Raw genomic sequence first — 18950 nt, 5'->3', positions numbered from 1 at the left:
GCGCTCGGCGGAGTCCCGCAGGACACTTGGGGCTCGTTGCCGGAGCTCTCTTGAGGGGGATGCCGATGCGGGACAGCCATCGCGGTGAGGCCGAGCGACTGCTGGAGCGGGCCGTGGACGAGGCGGCGCAGCGGGGGGCGGGCGCAGCCGGTGCGGGCGGTGCGGGTATCGACCGGGCGACGTTGCTGGCGCGGGGCAAGGAGGCCCTGGACGCGCTCGCCGCGAGTGCGGCGCCGGAGTACGAGGCGTACGTGCGGGCTCTGGACGAGGCTGCGGCCGGGGACCAGTCGCTCGGTGAGGCCTTCCGGCGGGGCAACACCTCCACGGCGCTGCTGGTGACGGCGGTCGCGGCGGCGACGGCCGTGGGGGCGGACCTGTCGCTCGGTGTGGCGGCCGGTACGGCGCTGACCGCGGGGGCGGTCGTGGGGATCGCCGGGGCGGTGGCGACGGTGGCCAAGGTGACGGCGCTGCACCTGCCGGCCGCGAACCGGCGGGCCGGGGAGCTGGGCCGGCCCGGCGGGGCGGAGCAGTTGAAGCTGCAGTGGATGTCGGCGCTGGAGGTGCGCGGGATACGCCCGTTCCTGGAGCAGCAGCGTGCGGTGGCCGCGGCGACCCGGGCGGCGCGTCCCGCGGCCCGGACGGCGCCCCGGCCCGCTCCGCAGTTGCGCGGTACGGACCGCAGTGCGGAGGCGCGGCGGCGCAGTGCGCTGGAGCATTCCTTCGGGCAGTTGCCGGCTCCGGCCGAGGTGTTCGTGGGGCGGCGGGCGGAGCTGACCCGGATCGCGCAGTGGGTGCAGGCGGCCCGCGCGAGTACGGAGACCCGGCCGGTGGTCGTGGTGCTGCACGGGGAGCCGGGGGTGGGCCGTACGGCGCTGGCGCTGCGGGCGGCGCACGGGCTGCGGGACCAGTTCCGGGGTGCGTGCGTGGTGGACCTGCGGGGCGGTTCGGCCGGGGAGGCGTCCGGGGAGGCCCCGCTGGCGACGCGCGAGGCGTTGCTGCACCTGATGAACCGGCTGGGTGCGCCGCGCGAGCAGTTGCTGTTCCGGGAGGGGGCGTCGGCGGAGCAGCAGGTGCGGCGCCTCGGCGAGCTGTACCACCAGCACCTGCAGGGGCTTCCGGTGACGGTGCTCCTGGACGACGCGGTGGACGCGGCGCAGGTGCGGATGCTGGTCCCGGAGCGTTCCGAGAGCCTGGTGCTGGTGACGGCGCGGGAGCCGCTGGAGCTGCCGGCCGATCTGGCGGCGTGGGTGTACCAGCTGCCGGTGGAGCGGCTGGCGGCGGACGAGGCGGCGGAGCTGCTCCCGGCGGCGGGCGTGGCGCAGGAGGACGTGGCCGCGGTGGTGGAGCTGAGCGGCGGGCTCCCGCTCGCGCTGCGGATGCTGGCTCCGCTGGCGGGCGACGGCCGGGCCCTCGTGGGCGGTGCCGCGGCGCACCCGGTGGAGGCGGCGCTGCGCGCGGCGGACGCGCGCCTGGCGGAGCCCGCCCGGCAGTTGCTGCGGCGGTTGCCGCTGGCGGGTCGGGCGTCGCTCGGCGGGGCGGCGGCGGCCGCGCTGGCGGACGTACCGGAGGCGGCGGCGCTGCGCACGCTGGAGGAGCTGTGGGAGGCCGGGCTGATCGAGCGGGTGCGCGGCCAGCGGTTCCGGATGCACGACGCGGTGCGCTCCTACGCGGCGGCGCGGTCGGCGGCGGAGGAAGCGGCGGCGGAGGCGGAGGAGGCGGCGACGGACGCGGACCGGGCGCAGGCCGCGGCGGCGCACGAGCGGCTGATCCGCAATTACGCGCAGCTCGCCGACTCGGTGATCCGGATGGTCGACGGGAAGATGTCGACGCGGGCGAATCAGTTCGGGGTCCACGGTTTCGCCTCGCTGGATGCGGCGCTGCGCTGGCTGGACGACGAGTCGAGCTTCATCACGGCGGCGCTGCGGCATTCGGAGGGGGTGGATCAGCAGGCGGTGCTCGATCTGCTGGGTGCGCTGTGCGACTTCTGTCTGCTGCGCGGGGACCTGTACCGGCTGGGTGAGATCGACGAGCTGACGCAGGCGGTGGCGGCGGGGCAGAACGGTCTGAAGGGGCAGCAGGGGCGGCTGGTGCGGTCGGTGCAGTGGCGTACGGGTATCGCGGCGCGCCAGCTGGGCGAGCTGGACAAGGCCCGTACGACGTTGGCCTCGGTGGTGGACCAGTACATGGAGGCCGATCAGGAGGCGGCTGCGGCGATGGCCCTGATCTCGCTCGGCATCACCCTGCACCACCAGGGCAATCTCCCGGAGGCGGCGGTCCGCATCCGGGAGGCGCTGGTGCTGCAGGAGCCGGCGGAGCTGGCGGGCGACCGGGCGTGGGGGCTGCACGCGCTGGCGGCGGTGGAGCGGGACCGGGCGCAGCTGGCGGAGGCGACGCGGCTGCTGGAGACCTCGCTGACGCTGCACCGGGAGAACGAGAGCGTGCACGGTGAGGCGTGGGCGCACTTCCAGCTGGGCCAGGTGCACCTGCGGTTCGGGGACGTGGAGCCGGCGGAGGCGGAGCTGCGGCTGGCCCTGGAGCTGTACGGGCGTACCCGCGACGACCGTGGTGAGGCCTGGGCGCTGACGCAGCTGGGCCGGGCGCGGGTGGTGGACGGGGATCCGGGGCCCGCGGTGGAGGGGCTGCGGGAGGCGCTGGCCCGGCACCGGGAGGCGGAGGACGCGCGCGGCGAGGCGTGGACGCAGTACTACCTGGGGCAGGCGCTTGAGGTGGGCGGCGGGCGCGACGAGGCGGTACGGGAGCTGGAGCGGGCGCGGACGATGTTCTCGCGGATGCGGGACGTGTACGGGCTGGCGCACGCCCGCCACCACTCGGGCCGGGTGACACGGGACCAGCGGGCGGCGCAGACGGGGAACCTGCGCAATTCCGGCTTCGCCCGTCAGCTGCTGGTGGACGCGCGGGCGGATTTCCGGCGGATCGGGCTGGCGCACGGCGAGGCGTGGACGTGTCTGGAGCTGGCGGTGATCGACGCGGGCAACGGCCGTCTGTCGCAGGCGCTGGATCTGTGCGAGGAGGCGGTGCGGCTGTTCATCTCGTACGGGGACCGGCGCGGGGAGGACTGGGCGCGGTTCCTGCGGTGCACGGTGCTGCCGTACGCGGTTCCGGCGGCGCCGGAGGAGGCGCGGGCGGAGCTGGGGCGGCTGGTGCAGGCGCCGCATCCGGCCCGTGACGGGCGGCTGGAGGACTGCCTGGAGACGTACGGGGTGATCCTGGGCCGGGGGGTGGATCCGGCGGAGGGCTGGCAGGCGTGGCGGCTCGGCCTGGTCCCGAACCTGCACGCGCGGGAGGTCATGGGGGTCCCGCGGGCCTGACGCGGCGCTCCGCACCGATATCCCCGGCGCGAGCTGCGTCTCGGGAAGCCGCAGGGCAGTACGGGGCGCGCGGGCAACGGCCGCCCGACCGGTCGTCCCGGCCGGGGCGGCGCGCGGAGGGCCTGCGGGAGGGGCCTGTGCGCGGCCCGTGCGGCCGTCCGGCCGGGCAAAGGCCGCACCCAGGCACGCCGGGGGCGGGAGAGCCCCCGTACGCCCCCGGTCGGCCCTACGGGGTCCGGGTGCCGTCCGTGCCGGGAGCGGCCGGGGCCGCCGGCTCCGGGGCCTCCTGGAAGTTCACCCGGCCCATGTGCCGGTTCATCGACTTCATCAGGGCCCACACGCCGATGGCGAGGGCCGCGAACACGATGAAGCCGAGGAGGCCGGGCGTCACCTTGTTCTTGTCGAAGGTGTCACCCGCCAGCGGAAGGAGCTGGGTCAGTGCTGCCTGCGTAGCGCTCATAGCTACGCATTCTCCCGGATGCCCGCGAAGAGGTCGGACTCGGGGAGGGAAGTGTCGACGTGCGACTTCGCCAGCTCGTACTCCTCGGTGGGCCAGACCTCCTTCTGGATGTCCATCGGGACGCGGAACCAGCCGCCGTCCGGGTCGATCTGGGTGGCGTGGGCGATGAGCGCCTTGTCACGGATCTCGAAGAAGTCGGCGCAGGGGACGTGGGTGGTCAGGGTCCGCTCCTTGCGCTCGAACTCCTTCCACCGCTCCAGCCACTCCCCGTAGGGGGACTCCAGGCCGCGCGCGAGGAGCGCCTCGTGGAGGGCGATGGTGCGCGGCTTGTTGAAGCCCTGGTTGTAGTAGAGCTTCTGCGGCTGGTAGGCCGGGCCGTACTCGCTCTCCGGGTACTTCTCGGTGTCGGCCGCGCTCTCGAAGGCCAGCATGGAGATCTTGTGGGTCATGATGTGGTCGGGGTGCGGGTAGCCCCCGTTCTCGTCGTAGGTGGTGATGACCTGCGGCTTGAACGCGCGGATCTTCTTCACCAGCTCGCCGGCGGCCTCCTCGACGTCCGCCAGCGCGAAGCAGCCCTCGGGCAGTGGGGGCAGCGGGTCGCCCTCCGGGAGGCCGGAGTCCACGTAGCCGAGCCATTCCTGCTCGACGCCGAGGATGTCGCGCGCCTCGTCCATCTCCTTGGCGCGGACCTCGTGGATGTTCTCCTCGATGTACTTGTCGCCCTGGAGCTTGGGGTTCAGGATCGAGCCGCGCTCGCCACCGGTGCAGGTGACGACCAGCACGGGGATCCCCTCGGACACGTACTTGGCCATGGTGGCCGCGCCCTTGCTCGACTCGTCGTCGGGGTGGGCGTGGACGGCCATCAGTCGAAGCTGCTCGGTCAAAACAGGATCCTCTGCGATTCGGCGCGACACTCAGCTCCTATAGTGACCGAACTGGGGGACGGAAAATTCCAGGGGTGACCGAGCCGTCCCCGGCGAGAGGATCGATCATGAGCGCGGTGCGCGAAGGACTGCCCGAGGGCCGGTACGGCCGGTCGGCGGACGAGCGTACGGACCGGAAGCTCAAGATCATCGGATCGGCGCTGGGCGCTCTGCTGCTGGGCGTGGTCGGCTGGATCGGCTGGGGCTACATCTCGTCGCAGAGCGTGAGCGCCGAAGTGATCAAGTTCCAGGTGATTTCGGACACCGAGGTGAAGGTGCACCTGGAGGTCCGCAAGGAGGCCTCGGTCACCGGTGTCTGCTCCCTGAGCTCCCAGGACGAGGGGCACGGCGAGGTGGGCCGGGCGGACTTCACCTTCGCGCAGGACCGGTCGCGGGTGGACGAGGTCGTCACCCTGAAGACCACCAGCAGGGCCACGATGGTCGAGCTGGTCGGCTGCGCGCCGGCGGCCTCCGCGCACTGACGCGCGAAGAGGATTGAAGACGCGCTCCAGGAGGCAATGAGCCTCTGGGGTCCTCCCCCTTTTCTTCCCGAATTGTTAGGCTCGTGGTTTCGTCCGCCGACGGCGGCCAGTAGTCCCCTGTACCGACGAGGAGCACCCGTGACCCAGACGAGCGAAAGCGTCACCTGGCTGACCCAGGCGGCGTACGACCAGCTGAAGGCGGAGCTGGACTACCTCTCTGGTCCCGCCCGCACGGAGATCGCAACGAAGATCGCAGCCGCCCGCGAGGAGGGCGACCTGCGCGAGAACGGCGGTTACCACGCGGCCAAGGAGGAGCAGGGCAAGCAGGAGCTCCGGGTCCGCCAGCTCACGCAGCTCCTGGAGAACGCCAAGGTCGGCACCGCGCCCGCGTCCGACGGCGTGGTGGCCCCCGGCACGCTCGTCAAGATCGCCTTCGACGGCGACGAGGACGACACGATGGAGTTCCTGCTGGCCTCGCGCGAGTACGCGTCCTCGGACTTCGAGACGTACTCCCCGCAGTCCCCGCTGGGCAGCGGTGTCCTGGGCAAGTCGATCGGCGAGGACGCCGAGTACGAGCTGCCGAACGGCAAGAAGGCCTCGGTCAAGATCCTGGACGTCAAGCCCTTCACCGGCTGATCACCCTCGGTCACCGTTTTCCTTCCTGACCCTCGTGCACGATGCCCGGCCGGGTTCACCCCGGCCGGGCATCTGCGTTCCCGGGAGGATCCGGTACGGGTCGTCAGCCGTCCGCGCCGCGGTACTTGCGGACCGCGAGGGTGCGGAAGAGCAGGATGATCAGGACCGACCAGATCAGTGAGGCCCAGATCGGGTGGACCATCGGCCAGGCGTCGGACCGGGAGACGCCCGGGTTGCCGAAGAGTTCGCGGCAGGCCTGGACGGTGGCGCTGAACGGGTTCCACTCGGCGATGGGCTGGAGCCAGCTCGCCATGTTCTCGGTGGGGACGAAGGCGTTGGAGATGAACGTGACGGGGAACAGCCAGATCAGACCCCCTGAGGTGGCCGCCTCCGGGGTGCGCACCGACAGGCCGATCAGCGCGCCGATCCACGAGAAGGCGTAGCCGAGCAGGAGCAGCAGGGCGAAGCCGGCGAGCGCCTTGGGGATGCCCTCGTGGATGCGCCAGCCGACGAGGAGGGCGACGATCGCCAGCACCACCATGGTCAGCGCGGTCTGCATCAGGTCCGCCAGGGTGCGGCCGGTCAGTACCGCGCCGCGGGCCATGGGGAGCGAGCGGAAGCGGTCGATGAGGCCCTTGTGCATGTCGTCGGCGATGCCCGCGCCGGCGCCCGCGGTGGCGAAGGTGACGGTCTGGGCGAAGATGCCCGCCATCAGGAATTCGCGGTAGGCGCTGGCGCTGGTCGAGCCGCCGATCACCATCGAGCCGCCGAAGACGTAGCTGAACAGCACCACGAACATGATCGGCTGGATCAGGCCGAACACGACCATCTCCGGGATCCGGGTGAGGCGGATGACGTTCCGCCGGGCGATCACCAGGGAGTCGCTCATGCCGCTCACTTCGCCGCCTCCTTCCGGGCCGCGCTGCGGCCCTTGGCGCCGGGGCCGGGCGCCCCGTAGGCGTTCTCTTCCGCCGCCCGTTCGGCCGCGTGGCCGGTCAGCGAGATGAACACGTCGTCGAGGGTGGGGCGGCGCAGGCCGATGTCGTCGATCTCGATGCCCCGGCCGTCCAGTTCGCGGATGACCTCGGCGAGCAGCTTGGCGCCGCCCGAGACGGGCACGGTCAGCTTGCGGGTGTGGTCCTCGACCGTGGTCTCGCCCTTGCCGAAGGCGGCGAGGACCTCGCGTGCGGTGGCGATGTGGTCCCGCTCGTGGACGACGACCTCCACGCGCTCGCCGCCGGTGCGGGCCTTGAGCTGGTCGGAGGTGCCGCGGGCGATGACCTTGCCGTGGTCGACCACGCAGATGTCGTGCGCGAGGTGGTCGGCCTCCTCCAGGTACTGGGTGGTGAGGAGCAGGGTGGTGCCGCCGGCGACCAGTTCCTGGATGATCCCCCACAGCTGCTGGCGGTTGCGGGGGTCGAGTCCGGTGGTCGGCTCGTCCATGAACATCACGGGCGGGCTGACGACGAGGGCGGCCGCGAGGTCGAGGCGCCTGCGCATGCCGCCGGAGTACGTCTTGGCCGTGCGGTCGGCGGCGTCGCCGAGGTTGAAGCGTTCGAGGAGTTCGGCGGCCCGGGCCTTCGCCGCCTTGGCCTTCATCTGGTAGAGCTGGCCGACCATCCGGAGGTTCTCGCGGCCCGTCAGGTATTCGTCGACGGCGGCGAACTGGCCGGACAGGCCGATGGCGCGCCGGACTTCGTTGGGGTGCTTGAGGACGTCGATGCCGGCGACGACGGCCTTGCCGCTGTCGGGTCGCAGGAGGGTGGTCAGGACGCGTACGGTCGTGGTCTTGCCCGCGCCGTTCGGGCCGAGCAGACCCAGGACGGTGCCTTCGGGGACATCGAGGTCCACGCCGTCCAGAGCCCGTACGTCGCCGAAGGTCTTGACCAGACCTTCGGCGTAGATAGCGCCTGGCATATGGATTCTCCCGTTGAATCGGGCCAGTAGAATCAGGATATTCAGGGCATTTCTACGCAAATCCTAGGGGCGCTCGGCAGGTCCTGCTCGGCCGAACGGGGGATGTCCACGTGCGGCTTCTCCGCGGCTGTGCACAGCCAAGGGCGTTGCCCCTAGCTCATCACCTTGTATCCCGCGCCGTGCAGGGAACGCGCGACTTCGGCGCAGTGCTCCGGGCCCTTCGTCTCCAGGTGCAGTTCCACCTCCACCTCCGTGAGCCCCAGCCGCGGGTCCGTCCGCACATGGCTCACGTCCAACACGTTCGCATCCACCACTGACAACACCGCCAGGAGCCCGGCCAGGGCCCCGGGGCGGTCCGCCACGCGCAGCCTCAGGGACAGGTACCGGCCCGCCGCCGCCATACCGTGGCGCAGGATCCGCTGGAGCAGCAGCGGGTCGACGTTCCCGCCGGACAGGACGGCCACCACCGGGCCGCCGCCGTACAGTTCGGGCTCGCTGAGCAGGGCCGCGACCGTGCTGCACCCGGCCGGTTCGACCACCAGTTTGGCCCGCTCCAGGCACAGCAGCAGGGCACTGGAGAGAGCGTCCTCGGAGACCGTACGCACGTCGTCGACGAGCTCGCCGATGATTTTGAAGGGGACGTCGCCGGGGCGGCCGACCTTGATTCCGTCGGCCATCGTGTTCGGGTCGTCGATCGATACGGGGTGCCCGACCTTGAGCGAGGGCGGGTACGCGGCGGCGCCGGCCGCCTGGACACCGATGATCCGTACGTCCGGCCGCAGCGCCTTGACGGCGACCGCGACACCGGCCGCGAGACCGCCGCCGCCGATCCCGACGAGGATCGTCCGCACCTCCGGGCACTGCTCCAGGATCTCCAGGCCGACGGTGCCCTGGCCCGCGATGATGTCGCGGTGGTCGAAGGGGTGGATGAACACCGCGCCGGTGCGGTCCGCGTACTCCTGGGCGGCCGCGAGGGTCTCGTCGACGACCTGCCCGTGCATGCGCACCTCGGCGCCGTACTCCTGGGTCGCGGCCACCTTCGGCAGCGGCGCCCCGACCGGCATGAACACGGTCGAGCGGACGCCGAGGAGGGAGGAGGCGAGCGCCACGCCCTGCGCGTGGTTGCCGGCACTGGCGGCGACGACACCGGCGGCCCGCTGCTCGGGGCGCAGGCCCGCGATGCGTACGTAGGCGCCGCGGAGCTTGAACGAGCCGGTGCGCTGGAGGTTCTCGCACTTGAGGTGGACCGGGGAGCCGGTGAGCGAGGAGAGGTGCCGGCTGCCCTCCATCGCGGTGACCCGGGAGACGCCGGACAGCATCTTCTGAGCCCCCCGGATGTCGTCGAGGATGACCTGCGGGACGGGCTGGGGCACGCGGTAGTTCATGCCGCCAGTCTCGCAGTCGCGGCAGGGCCCGGCCCGGGGCCGGCTGCGGGGGCTGCCTGCCGGGGTGCCTGCCGGGCGGCGGCGGGCCGGAGGAAGGCCCTGTCGGAGGGGCTGCCGCAGGTCGTGCGGGCCGCGCCTCGGGGAGCACCCCGGGCCGGACTCCGGCAGGGGCGAAATCTCGCCATCCGGTACACCCGCGGGACGGGGGCACCGACCGGCCGTATCAGTTCTCGTACGGAGCGTACGAGCCGCCGCACGGCCGCGTACTCTGTCCCCCAACCTTGTCGGACCCACGCGAAGAGAGCCCACGGCCATGCCTTCCACCCCGGCCAATTCCGATCTGCCCGCGGCGCCCGACGCGCCCGCCGGAGCCGGTCTCCTCGACGCGCTCCAGCACCAGGTGGCGGTCTTCGCCCGCCGTGCCGAGCAGACCCGTCTGGGCGGTGTGGGCCAGGCCCGCAACTCGATGGACCGCGCCGCCTACCTGCTGCTGAACCGGCTCGACCTGGAGGGCCCGATGGGCGTCAAGGCGCTCGCCGGCGGCATGGGCATCGACTCCTCCACCGTGACCCGGCAGGTCGCGCCTCTGGTCGACAGCGGTCTGGTGAAGCGGACCTCGCACCCGGAGGACGGGCGGGCCGTGGTGCTCGCACTGTCCCCGCGGGGGCTGGCCAGGCTGGAGGAGGTGCGCTCCTCCAGGCGCGAGCTGATGGCCCGTGTGACGGAGGACTGGAGCGAGGGCGAGCGCGAATCCTTCACGGGGCTGCTGACGCGCTTCAACCTGTCGCTGTCCGACCTCATGGCGGCCGTGGCCGAAGCCGGACCCGCCTCCTGAGCGGAGTCCGTCAGTCCTCTTGACCTGGCCCGCCCCGCTGCCCGCACTATGTGGACTATGCGGGTGGTTGATCAACAGGCGGGCTCCTACGCGGAGTTCGAGGCCTTCGTCGCCGGCGCGGCAGGGCGGCTCCTGCATGTCGCGGTACTGCTGACAGGGGAGCCGGAATCGGCCCGCCGGCTGCTCGCGGGCGCGCTGGCCCGGACCTACGCGAACTGGCGGCGCCTGCGCGGGGACGACCCGTACGACTTCACCCGCCAGGAACTGTGCACGGCCTTCGCCCGGACCGGCTGGCGCCACCACGGCGGCAGCGGTCTGCTGGCCCGGCTGAGCCCGCCGGAGCGGCTCGTCCTCGTGCTGCGGCTCTACGAAGGGGTCGCGGAGGAGGTCACGGCGGCGCAGTTGGGGCTGCCGGTCGAGCGGGTCCGGGTGCTGTGCAACCGGGCCGTGGCCGCGCTGAGGTCCCGGGAGGCGGCGTGAGCGGGATACCGGACCGCAAGGAGGCCCAGGTCAGGCGGCTCCTGGAGGGCCCTTACCCGACGGTGCCGGCGGGGCTGGCGGCGGGCGCGGCAGCCCGGGGCGACCGGATCGTACGGCGCCGCAGGGCGCTGCGGCGGTTCGGCTGGGCGGTGCTCTTCGCGGCGGCGGTGGCCTTCACGGTGTGGGCCTCCCTGACCCACCCCTGGGCCGCGCCGCCGAGCGGCATCTCCCCACCCCTGGAGGGCTGGTAACCCCCTCCGGCTCTGCCGTGCCGACTCCGGCTGCGCCGGGCCGATTCAGCCTCGCCGGGGCCGATTCAGCCTCGCCGGCGTTTGAGGCGCGGGTCCCCGGCAGAGCCCGGTGCCCCGCTCTTCAGCCTCGCCGGCGTTTGAGGCGCGGGTCCGGGCAGAGCCCGGTGCCCGGCGGAGCCGGGTTCCCTGGGGCTCCGCCCCAGACCCCGCGCCTCAAACGCCGGCGGGGCTGGGATTCGCCCGGCGCAGCCCGAAGCGGCCGGAGGGGTGGGGGGCGCCGGGCCCCGGGGAGGGGCCCGGCGGGGTGGGGTCAGCCCAGGGCCTGGGTGAGGTCCGCGATGAGGTCGTCCGCGTTCTCGATGCCGACCGACACACGGATCAGGTCCGCCGGAACCTCCAGCGCCGAGCCGGCCACCGAAGCGTGCGTCATCCGGCCCGGGTGCTCGATCAGGGACTCGACGCCGCCCAGGGACTCGGCCAGGGTGAAGATCTTGGTGCGGCCGCAGACCGCGACCGCCTCCTCCTCGCCGCCGGCGACCTGGAAGGAGATCATGCCGCCGAAGTTGCGCATCTGCTTGGCGGCGACCTCGTGGCCCGGGTGCTCCGGCAGGCCCGGGTAGAGCACGTTGGTGACCTTCGGGTGGCGCTTGAGCACCTCGACGATCTTGCCCGCGTTCTCCGCGTGCCGGTCCATGCGCACGGCCAGGGTCTTGATGCCGCGCAGCACGATCCAGGAGTCGAACGGACCGGCCACCGCGCCCATCGCGTTCTGGTGGTAGGCCAGCTCCTCGCCCAGCGCCGCGTCCGCGGCGACCAGCGCGCCGCCGACCACGTCGGAGTGCCCGCCCATGTACTTGGTCAGCGAGTGCACGACCACGTCCGCGCCCAGCGCCAGCGGCTGCTGCAGGTACGGCGAGGCGAAGGTGTTGTCCACGACCAGCTTGGCGCCGGCCGTCCGCGCGATGTCGGCGACGACGGCGATGTCGGTGATGCCGAGCAGCGGGTTGGAGGGGGTCTCGACCCAGATGACCTTCGTCTTCGGGGTGAGGGCCGCCCGTACCGAATCGGGGTCCGAGGTGTCGGCCACCGACCACTCCACGCCCCAGCGGGAGACGACCTTCGCGAAGAGGCGGAAGGTGCCGCCGTACGCGTCGTTCGGAATGACCACGTGGTCGCCCGGGGCGAGCAGGGTGCGCAGCAGGCAGTCCTCGGCGGCCAGGCCGGACGCGAAGGCGAGACCGCGACGGCCGCCCTCCAGCGCCGCGAGGTTCTCCTCCAGCGCGGTCCGGGTCGGGTTGGCGCTGCGGCTGTATTCGTAACCGCCGCGGAGCCCGCCGACACCGTCCTGCTTGTACGTGGAAACCTGGTAGATCGGGGGCACGACCGCGCCGGTCTGCGGGTCCGCCGTGTTGCCCGCGTGGATCGCACGGGTCTCGAAGCTCTGGTGCTCGTGGCTGTCGTCGCTCATGGTCCGATGCTATGCCCGCACCGGGCCCACCCCCCTATTGGCCCGCTCCCCCCTCCGTCTGGTTCGCTGGAGGCATGGAGATTCTGTGGTTCGTGTTCGCGGTGGTCATGATCGCGATCATCGTCAGTCCGTACATCCGGCGCCGGCGCGGCGGTATCCGCCTGGTCACGCCGGACAGCCCTGACGCCGCCGACCCGGCGAACTACGGATTCGACCGGCAGGAAGAGCTCGACATCCGGGTCCCCGGTCCAGACCAGGACCTGATGGACGCGCTCGACAACGTGCAGCGGACGGGCCGGTGGCAGGCGGCCTCGCAGCTGCTCGCCGGGACCCCGCGGGAGGGCGAGCGGCGCTGGCAGCGCGTCCAGGCCTTCGGCGGTGCGGCGGCCCTTGAGCTGGCGGCGCAGCCCGGTGTGGGCGCGCAGTGGCTGAAGGCGTGGCGGCTGGAGGCGGAGAAGGACCCGGGCGGCGCGCAGGTGCACGCGGAGCTGCTGGTGCAGCAGGCGTGGCGGCAGTCGGGCGGGGTCGGCTCCGACGACCACCGGATCATCCTGGAGGAGGCGCGGGAGGCGTGCCGCAGGGCCGCGCTGCTGGCGCCGGGGGACCCGGTCCCGTACATCACGGAGCTGGCGATCGCGCGGGGACTGGCGTACCCGGAGGCGGAGTTCGACGAGCTGTGGGCGAAGGTCATCGACCGGGCCCCGGAGCACATGGGCGCCCATCTCGCGGCGCTGCACTACTGGGGCGCGGCCTGGCACGGCTCGCGGGAGAAGGCCGACGCCTTCGCGCACGCGGCCGCGGCGCGCGCCCCGCAGGGCTCGCTGCTGGCCGCCCTGCCGATGTTCGCGCTGCGCGAGAACCAGCCGGACATCGTGCTGAGCCCGAGCTTCTACCGGAGCGCGGTCGTCACGCGGGCGGTGGAGGGCGCGCTGTACGCGGTGCACTCGGCGCGGCAGGACGACCCGATGGTGGCGCACGTACGGCACCTGCTGCTGATGTTCCTGGTCTGCATGGAGCGGTGGGCGGAGGCCATGGAGCAGGTGCGGCACGTGGACGGCTACGTGGGCGCGCTGCCGTGGTCCGAGGCGGACGACCCGGCGGCGGTGTACGCGGTGTACCGGGCGATGGCGGTGGCGGGGTACGAGGCGAACGGCGGGTCGCCGGCGACCCTGCCGCAGTAGCCCTCCCGGCGGGGCGCGGGGTCGGGTCGGGGGCCTGCGGGCGTTGGCCGGCGGCCGTGGGACGGCCGCGGACCGGGTGCGGGGTGGGTGCGCCCGGCCTGCGGGCGTCCCGGGGTGGCCCCGCCCTGCAGGTCACCCCCTGCCGGACGGGGCCAGATCCCTGGCCAATAAAGTTGCTGTAAGTAATCGCAGGCCGCATGATGCGGCGGTGGCGGCCGTCTGCCCTGCCACCCACTTCAGCACCGCTTTCATCCCGTGGGGGGATCTGTCCATATGGGCGCTTCACTGCGCGCCTTGCGCGCTCTCGTCCTGCTCGCCGGCTTCTATCTGCTCGGCGTGTTCCTGCTGGCGGCCCTCGGAGGCATCGACTTCGCCGTCGTCAGCTTCCTGCACGGCCCGATCGTCGCGAAACTGCTCCTCGCCTCCGTCGTCCTCACCGTCCCGATCGTGCGCGGCCTGTTCATGCTGCGCACCCCCAAGGGCGAGCCCCTGGCCGGCCTCACCGTCGTCGAGGCGCAGGAGCCGGAGCTGTGGCGGATCGTGCGCGACATCGCGCAGCAGGTCGGCACCCGTGCCCCCGACGAGATCGTGCTGATCGACGAGGTGAACGCGGCCGTCGCCGAGGATGCCCGGCTGCTGGGCCTGCGGCCCGGCACCCGCCGGCTCTACATCGGTCTGCCGCTGATGGCGGGCCTGGACGAGATGCAGCTGCGCGCCGTGCTCGCCCACGAGATGGGCCACTACGCCAACTTCGACACGCGCCTCACCCCGCTGATCGCCCGCGGGCGCGCCCAGCTGATCCGCACCATCGGTCACTTCCACGAGCGCGCCGACAAGAAGGTCGCCAAGGAGCGCGCGAAGCAGGAGCGCAGGGACGAGAAGCGGATCGCCAAGGGCAAGCAGGCCAAGGGCGTCGACACCGCGGGCGAGGGCGCGATGTACCGCGCCATGGCCAAGATCTACATCGCGTACGGCAACTTCTACATGCGCGCGACCCTCTCCACCTCCCGCCGCCAGGAGCTGGCCGCCGACCTCGCCTCGGTCCGGATCGCCGGCCGTGACTCCGCCGCCTCCGCGCTGCGCGAGCTCAACGCCCTCGGCTCGGCCCACGATTTCTACATGAGCTCGTACGCCACCCTCGGCGTCGGCGCCGGCCTGCTGCCCCGCCCCGGTGAGGTCTTCGGCGGTCTGCGCCGGCTCCTGGAGGCGCGCTCGGAGGACCTGGAGGAGCTGCGCCGGGAGCTGTCGACCGAGCCCGCCTCCCCCTACGACTCCCACCCCGCGCTCGCCGAGCGCGTGGCCCGCATCGAGGCCCTGCCCGACGACGGCCGCGCCGGGCAGGCCGCCCGGCCCGCCCTGGAGCTGCTGGCCGACGCCGACGCGGCGCTGGCCGCGCTGGAGCAGGTCGTCCTCACCCCGGAGGCGCTCGCGCTCGAGCGGGTCGACTGGGAGGACCTCGTCCACGCGTCCATGACGGTGTACGTCGGCCAGGGCGCGGAGGACATCCGCGAGGCCTTCGCCGCCGAGGGCGCCGGCCCCGGGCTGGACGCCGTGCTCGACGCGTTCGACGCCGACCCGGCGGTGCGCTGGCGCATCGCCGACCGCTTCCCGAAGTCCGAGCAGGCGCAGGCCGCCACCGGCCGCACGGCGCGCGAATTCGCCCGCCCGGTCGTCCGGCGCGCCCTGAACCAGCTGGTCACCGTCGAGCTGACGGCCCGCGGCGCCGCCCGCTGGCAGCTGTCCTGGTCCGACTCGGCCGCCCTGCACTACCCGGCCGACGGCTTCGAGGACCGGCTGGGCCCGGCCCTGGACGCGGCCGTGGCGGACCTGCCCGACACCGAACCCCTGCGAAAGCTGGTGCTTGCCCCGTGATCGGCCTCTACATCCTGGGCGCCGTGCTGCTGTTCGGCGCGTTCAAGTTCCTGCGCGGCGTCTACTACATCCGCAAGGCCAAGGCCCTGGAGGCCGAGATCGGCACCCTGAACGCCGGTACGGATGCGGTGAAGGCCGAGCAGAAGGCCGAGAAGGCGGCTGCGGTCGTCGCGCTGGGCTTCGTGGCCGAGGCCGACCTCGACACCGAGAACCCGGCTCCGGTGCCGCCGGAGCGGACCGCCGTCCTGGACGCGGTCCGGTCGGGCGACTGGGAGGCCGGCGCCGCCTACATCGAGGCGGCCGGGAAGGACTGGCAGGAGCGCATGGAGCGGGTCCGCCCGCTCGCCGAGGCGGCCGCCGAGGACGACGCGTGGCTGCTGGCCTGGCGTGCGGCGCGGCCCTCGGACCCGACGGCCGCCCTGGTCGACGCCGACACGGCGATCATGGTGGCGTGGAACGTACGCGGGGGCCAGTCGGGCAGCCGCACCACGCAGGAGCAGTTCCGGCTCTTCCGCGAGCTGCTGGTCAAGGCCCAGGAGGCCGCCCACGCGGCCCAGCGCCTCGCCGACCCTGCTGACCCGACCCCGTACATCGTGGAGCAGCCCATCGGGCAGGGCCTCGGGTACTCGCACGAGCGGTACCGCGAGCTGTGGGCACAGGTCGTCGAGCGCGACCCGAAGGTGCTGTGGTCGCACGTCAGCGGCCTGCAGTACTGGTGCCGGAAGTGGCGCGGTTCGCACGAGCTGGCGCTCGCCTTCGCCCGTGAGTCGGCCGCCGTCGGCGCTCCCGGTGACCTGCTGTCGCTGCTGCCGCTGATCGCGTACTTCGAGCAGGAGACGCACGAGGAGGACCTGGCGGCGGAGACGTTCTTCAAGGAGCCGGAGATCGTCGCCGCGGTGGACGCGGCGCTCCTGGACCTGGCGGCGGCGGGTGACGACCACCCGGGGACGGCGCGCATCCGGCACATGCTGGCGTACCTGCTGTTCTGGCAGGACCGCGACGAGCAGGCCGTCGAGCAGTTCCGCCACATCGACGGGTACATCGGCGCCCTGCCGTGGTCCTACGCGGGATCGCCGAAGAGCCGGTACCTGTACGCCCGTGACTGGGCGGTGGGTGTGGCCACTCCGGGCCTCTGACCGGTGCGGGGGCGGAGGGCGGGCCGGGGAATCCCGGCCCGCCCTCCGCACGTTGTCACTCCCACAAGGAGGGAATCCATGTTCTCGTACCGCCGTACGCCCGAGCTCCCCACCCGCGAGGAAGCCCTCACGGGCCGCGCGGAGCCGCTCTTCTCAGTCCCCGACCGGCACACCGTGCTGGGCAACCCGCTGTCCGGCCCCTATCCCGCGCACCTCGAGGTGGCCGACTTCGGCCTGGGCTGCTTCTGGGGCGCCGAGCGCAAGTTCTGGCAGACCCCCGGCGTGTGGACCACGCTGGCCGGGTACCAGGGCGGCTTCACCGAGAATCCGACCTACGAGGAGGTGTGCTCGGGCCGGACCGGCCACACCGAGGTCGTCCGTGTCGTCTTCGACCCGTCCCAGGTGTCCTACGCGGCGCTCCTGAAGCTGTTCTGGGAGTCCCACGACCCCACCCAGGGCTTCCGCCAGGGCAACGACGTCGGCACCCAGTACCGCTCGGCGGTCTACACCCACTCCCCCGCCCAGCAGGCGACGGCGGAGGCCTCCCGCACGGCCTACCAGCAGGTCCTGGCCTCCTCGGGCTACGGGCCGATCACCACGGCGGTCCTCCCGGCGTCGGAGCGCCCCTTCTGGCCCGCGGAGGCGCACCACCAGCAGTACCTGGACAAGAACCCGGGCGGCTACTGCGGCATCGGCGGCACGGGCGTCTCGTGCCCGATCGGCGTCGCGAAGGCCCCGGGGGCCTGACCTCGGTGCCCGCCGACCCCGCGCACGGGCCCGAGCAGCCGTTCGTGGGGTCCCCGCGCACGACCCGGTACCGGCTGCGCCTCGGCGCCTGGGGCATCTGGGTCGAGCTGACGGCCTCGGCGTCGGTGGGCGCCGGAGTGCCGGTAACCGGTGAGCGGGTGGCGGACGGGGTGTGGCTGGACGTCTCCCCCGTCCTCGCCCATCCGCCTTCGGACCGGCGGGGCAAGCGGCTCACCGCCGGGGAGGCGGCGTGGCTGCGCCGCGGACTGGCCCTCGCGGGTCCGGCGCTCGCCGCGCGGGGGCCCTGCGCCCACACGCTGGTCACGGTGGACCGGGTGCTGTTCCCCGAGGCCGACTTCCAGCCGGAGGGGCTGGCCGCGGCGCTCCTGCGGTGGGCCGAGGAGGAGTTCGGGCTCGCGCCGCATCCGGTGCGCGCGCACTTCGACCGCGGCGCGAATCGCTACGTCTTCAGGTGGCCCGCCGGGCAGGGGCGTCTCACCCGACCGTGACCTGGGCCCGGGCCCACGAGGTCTGGTCGAAGGAGGAGCGGGAGGAGCGGGCGTCCGCGTCCGGTCGGGGTGGCCGTGGCCGGGAGGGAAGACGCCGCGGCCGGGCACCGCTCGCCGGACGCGGCCCCCACGTCAGATCGTCGACGCGTCGATCACGAAGCGGTAGCGCACGTCGCTCGCCAGCACCCGCTCGTACGCCTCGTTGATCTGATCGGCGCGGATCAGCTCGATCTCGGCGCCCAGTCCGTGCCCGGCGCAGAAGTCGAGCATCTCCTGGGTCTCGGCGACCCCGCCGATCATCGACCCGGCGAGGGTCTTGCGGCCGGTGATGACGGAGAAGAGGTTGAGCGAGACCTGCTCCTCCGGAGCGCCGACGTTCACCAGGGCCCCGTCGACCTTCAGCAGGCCGAGGTAGGCGTCCAGGCCGAGGGGCGCGGAGACGGTGGACAGGACCAGGTCGAACCGGCCGGCCAGTTCATCGAAGGCCGCCCCGTCGCCGGTGGCGTGGAAGTGGGTGGCGCCCAGCTTCAGGGCGTCCTCCTTCTTGCGGAGGGTCTGCGACAGGACGGTGACCTCCGCGCCGAGCGCGTGCGCGATCTTCACGCCGATGTGGCCGAGGCCGCCGAGGCCGACGACGGCGACCTTCTTGCCGGGGCCCGCCTGCCAGTGCCTGAGCGGGGAGTAGAGAGTGATGCCGGCGCACAGCAGCGGGGCGGCGACGTCGAGGGAGAGGCCGTCCGGGATGCGGACGGTGTACTTCTCGTCGACGACGAGGTGGGTGGAGTAACCGCCGTACGTGGGCTCGCCGTCGCGGTCGAGGGCGTTGTAGGTGCCGGTCATGCCCTCGACGCAGTACTGCTCCTGGCCCCGAAGGCAGTACTCGCAACGGCGGCAGGAGTCGACGAAGCAGCCGACGCCCACCCGGTCCCCGACGGAGAAGCGGGTGACGGCCGCGCCGACCTCGGAGACGACTCCGGCGATCTCGTGGCCGGGGACCATCGGGTAGATGCCCTCGCCCCATCCGTCGCGCACCTGGTGGATGTCGGAGTGGCAGATGCCGGAGTACTTGATGTCGATGAGGACGTCGTGCTCGCCGACGGGGCGGCGCACGATGGTGGTGCGCTCCAGCGGAGCCCCTGCGGCGGGAGCGGCGTACGCGGCGACCCGGGTCGCGGGGGCGGCAGAGGCGGCAGCGGCGGCCTGGGCGGTGGGGGTGACGGACATGGGGGTGCTCCTCGAACGGTGGCCTACGTCTGCAACGGCCCCCACGCTGCCCGTCCGTGCGGCATCCGCCCAGCCCCCTGTCCTTCCTACGACTGGCGAACCTACCCCTGACGGG

At 72.9% G+C, this 18950-nt stretch carries 18 protein-coding genes; 11 read left to right on the top strand and 7 right to left on the bottom strand.

What is annotated here, in order from left to right; all coding sequences use genetic code 11:
- Positions 1–65: 65 nt before the first annotated feature.
- Positions 66–3329: a tetratricopeptide repeat protein gene (locus tag OG753_RS26475; RefSeq protein WP_405790359.1), complete on the top strand. Its 3264-nt coding sequence runs from the start codon at positions 66–68 to the stop codon at positions 3327–3329.
- A gap of 226 nt (positions 3330–3555) precedes the next feature.
- Here the strand turns inward: OG753_RS26475 and OG753_RS26470 are convergent, their stop codons facing one another.
- On the bottom strand, positions 3556–3789 hold the full coding sequence (locus tag OG753_RS26470) for a hypothetical protein (RefSeq protein ID WP_327264162.1): 234 nt from the start codon (positions 3787–3789) through the stop codon (positions 3556–3558).
- 2 nt (positions 3790–3791) lie between these two features.
- Positions 3792–4673 (bottom strand): mycothiol conjugate amidase Mca, encoded by an 882-nt coding sequence (gene mca, locus OG753_RS26465; RefSeq protein ID WP_401272779.1) that lies wholly within the window; start codon positions 4671–4673, stop codon positions 3792–3794.
- Between the two features lie 107 nt (positions 4674–4780).
- Between mca and OG753_RS26460 the strand changes: the two genes are divergently transcribed.
- Both OG753_RS26460 and greA read left to right on the top strand, forming a co-directional pair.
- A complete protein-coding gene (locus OG753_RS26460) occupies positions 4781–5194 on the top strand; it encodes a DUF4307 domain-containing protein (RefSeq protein ID WP_401272778.1) in 414 nt (137 codons plus the stop codon).
- Positions 5195–5332: 138 nt separating this feature from the next.
- The gene (gene greA, locus OG753_RS26455) at positions 5333–5830 is read left to right on the top strand and encodes a transcription elongation factor GreA (RefSeq protein ID WP_314254598.1); all 498 of its coding nucleotides are present in this window, start codon (positions 5333–5335) and stop codon (positions 5828–5830) included.
- A 103-nt stretch (positions 5831–5933) separates the two neighbouring features.
- Here the strand turns inward: greA and OG753_RS26450 are convergent, their stop codons facing one another.
- The 3 genes from OG753_RS26450 to ilvA all read right to left on the bottom strand — a co-directional run bounded on the left by OG753_RS26450 (position 5934) and on the right by ilvA (position 9132).
- On the bottom strand, positions 5934–6719 hold the full coding sequence (locus tag OG753_RS26450) for an ABC transporter permease (RefSeq protein WP_383199003.1): 786 nt from the start codon (positions 6717–6719) through the stop codon (positions 5934–5936).
- Positions 6720–6724: 5 nt separating this feature from the next.
- On the bottom strand, positions 6725–7747 hold the full coding sequence (locus OG753_RS26445) for an ATP-binding cassette domain-containing protein (protein WP_405790358.1): 1023 nt from the start codon (positions 7745–7747) through the stop codon (positions 6725–6727).
- A 152-nt stretch (positions 7748–7899) separates the two neighbouring features.
- Complete coding sequence (ilvA, locus tag OG753_RS26440; protein ID WP_327264158.1) at positions 7900–9132, bottom strand: threonine ammonia-lyase; 1233 nt, start codon at positions 9130–9132, stop codon at positions 7900–7902.
- 313 nt (positions 9133–9445) lie between these two features.
- Between ilvA and OG753_RS26435 the strand changes: the two genes are divergently transcribed.
- The 3 genes from OG753_RS26435 (at position 9446) to OG753_RS26425 (ending at position 10698) form a co-directional block, all read left to right on the top strand.
- Positions 9446–9967 carry a MarR family transcriptional regulator gene (locus OG753_RS26435; protein WP_327264157.1) on the top strand — a complete coding sequence of 174 codons (522 nt, stop codon included), beginning with the start codon at positions 9446–9448 and terminating at the stop codon, positions 9965–9967.
- A gap of 63 nt (positions 9968–10030) precedes the next feature.
- A complete protein-coding gene (locus OG753_RS26430; RefSeq protein ID WP_327264156.1) occupies positions 10031–10447 on the top strand; it encodes a sigma factor-like helix-turn-helix DNA-binding protein in 417 nt (138 codons plus the stop codon).
- A complete protein-coding gene (locus OG753_RS26425; protein WP_327264155.1) occupies positions 10444–10698 on the top strand; it encodes a hypothetical protein in 255 nt (84 codons plus the stop codon). The genes OG753_RS26430 and OG753_RS26425 overlap by 4 nt, the downstream gene beginning before the upstream one ends.
- Positions 10699–11008: 310 nt before the next feature.
- Here OG753_RS26425 and OG753_RS26420 read toward each other — a convergent pair whose 3' ends face one another.
- A complete protein-coding gene (locus tag OG753_RS26420; RefSeq protein WP_383205095.1) occupies positions 11009–12166 on the bottom strand; it encodes a cystathionine gamma-synthase in 1158 nt (385 codons plus the stop codon).
- A 74-nt stretch (positions 12167–12240) separates the two neighbouring features.
- On the opposite strand from OG753_RS26420, the gene OG753_RS26415 reads away from it, so the two are divergent.
- From OG753_RS26415 to OG753_RS26395, 5 genes are all read left to right on the top strand, one after another.
- Entirely contained in the window at positions 12241–13347 is a 1107-nt protein-coding gene (locus OG753_RS26415; RefSeq protein ID WP_327264153.1) for a hypothetical protein, read from the top strand.
- A 273-nt stretch (positions 13348–13620) separates the two neighbouring features.
- Positions 13621–15219 (top strand): M48 family metalloprotease, encoded by a 1599-nt coding sequence (locus OG753_RS26410; protein WP_327264152.1) that lies wholly within the window; start codon positions 13621–13623, stop codon positions 15217–15219.
- Entirely contained in the window at positions 15216–16355 is a 1140-nt protein-coding gene (locus tag OG753_RS26405) for a hypothetical protein (protein ID WP_405790356.1), read from the top strand. Before OG753_RS26410 ends, OG753_RS26405 begins: the two co-directional genes overlap by 4 nt.
- A gap of 78 nt (positions 16356–16433) precedes the next feature.
- Positions 16434–17102 carry a peptide-methionine (S)-S-oxide reductase MsrA gene (gene msrA / locus OG753_RS26400; protein WP_327264150.1) on the top strand — a complete coding sequence of 223 codons (669 nt, stop codon included), beginning with the start codon at positions 16434–16436 and terminating at the stop codon, positions 17100–17102.
- The gene (locus OG753_RS26395) at positions 17066–17611 is read left to right on the top strand and encodes a hypothetical protein (RefSeq protein ID WP_327267076.1); all 546 of its coding nucleotides are present in this window, start codon (positions 17066–17068) and stop codon (positions 17609–17611) included. Before msrA ends, OG753_RS26395 begins: the two co-directional genes overlap by 37 nt.
- A gap of 132 nt (positions 17612–17743) precedes the next feature.
- On the opposite strand, the gene OG753_RS26390 is transcribed toward OG753_RS26395, so the two are convergent.
- The gene (locus tag OG753_RS26390) at positions 17744–18835 is read right to left on the bottom strand and encodes an NAD(P)-dependent alcohol dehydrogenase (protein ID WP_327264149.1); all 1092 of its coding nucleotides are present in this window, start codon (positions 18833–18835) and stop codon (positions 17744–17746) included.
- Between the last annotated feature and the right edge of the window lie 115 nt (positions 18836–18950).

Origin of the sequence: Streptomyces sp. NBC_00029 (assembly GCF_045160505.1) — a bacterium.
Taxonomy (GTDB): domain Bacteria; phylum Actinomycetota; class Actinomycetes; order Streptomycetales; family Streptomycetaceae; genus Streptomyces.
The sequence above is the reverse complement of the archived record's forward strand: the minus strand, read 5'-3'. Positions and strand labels throughout refer to the sequence as shown.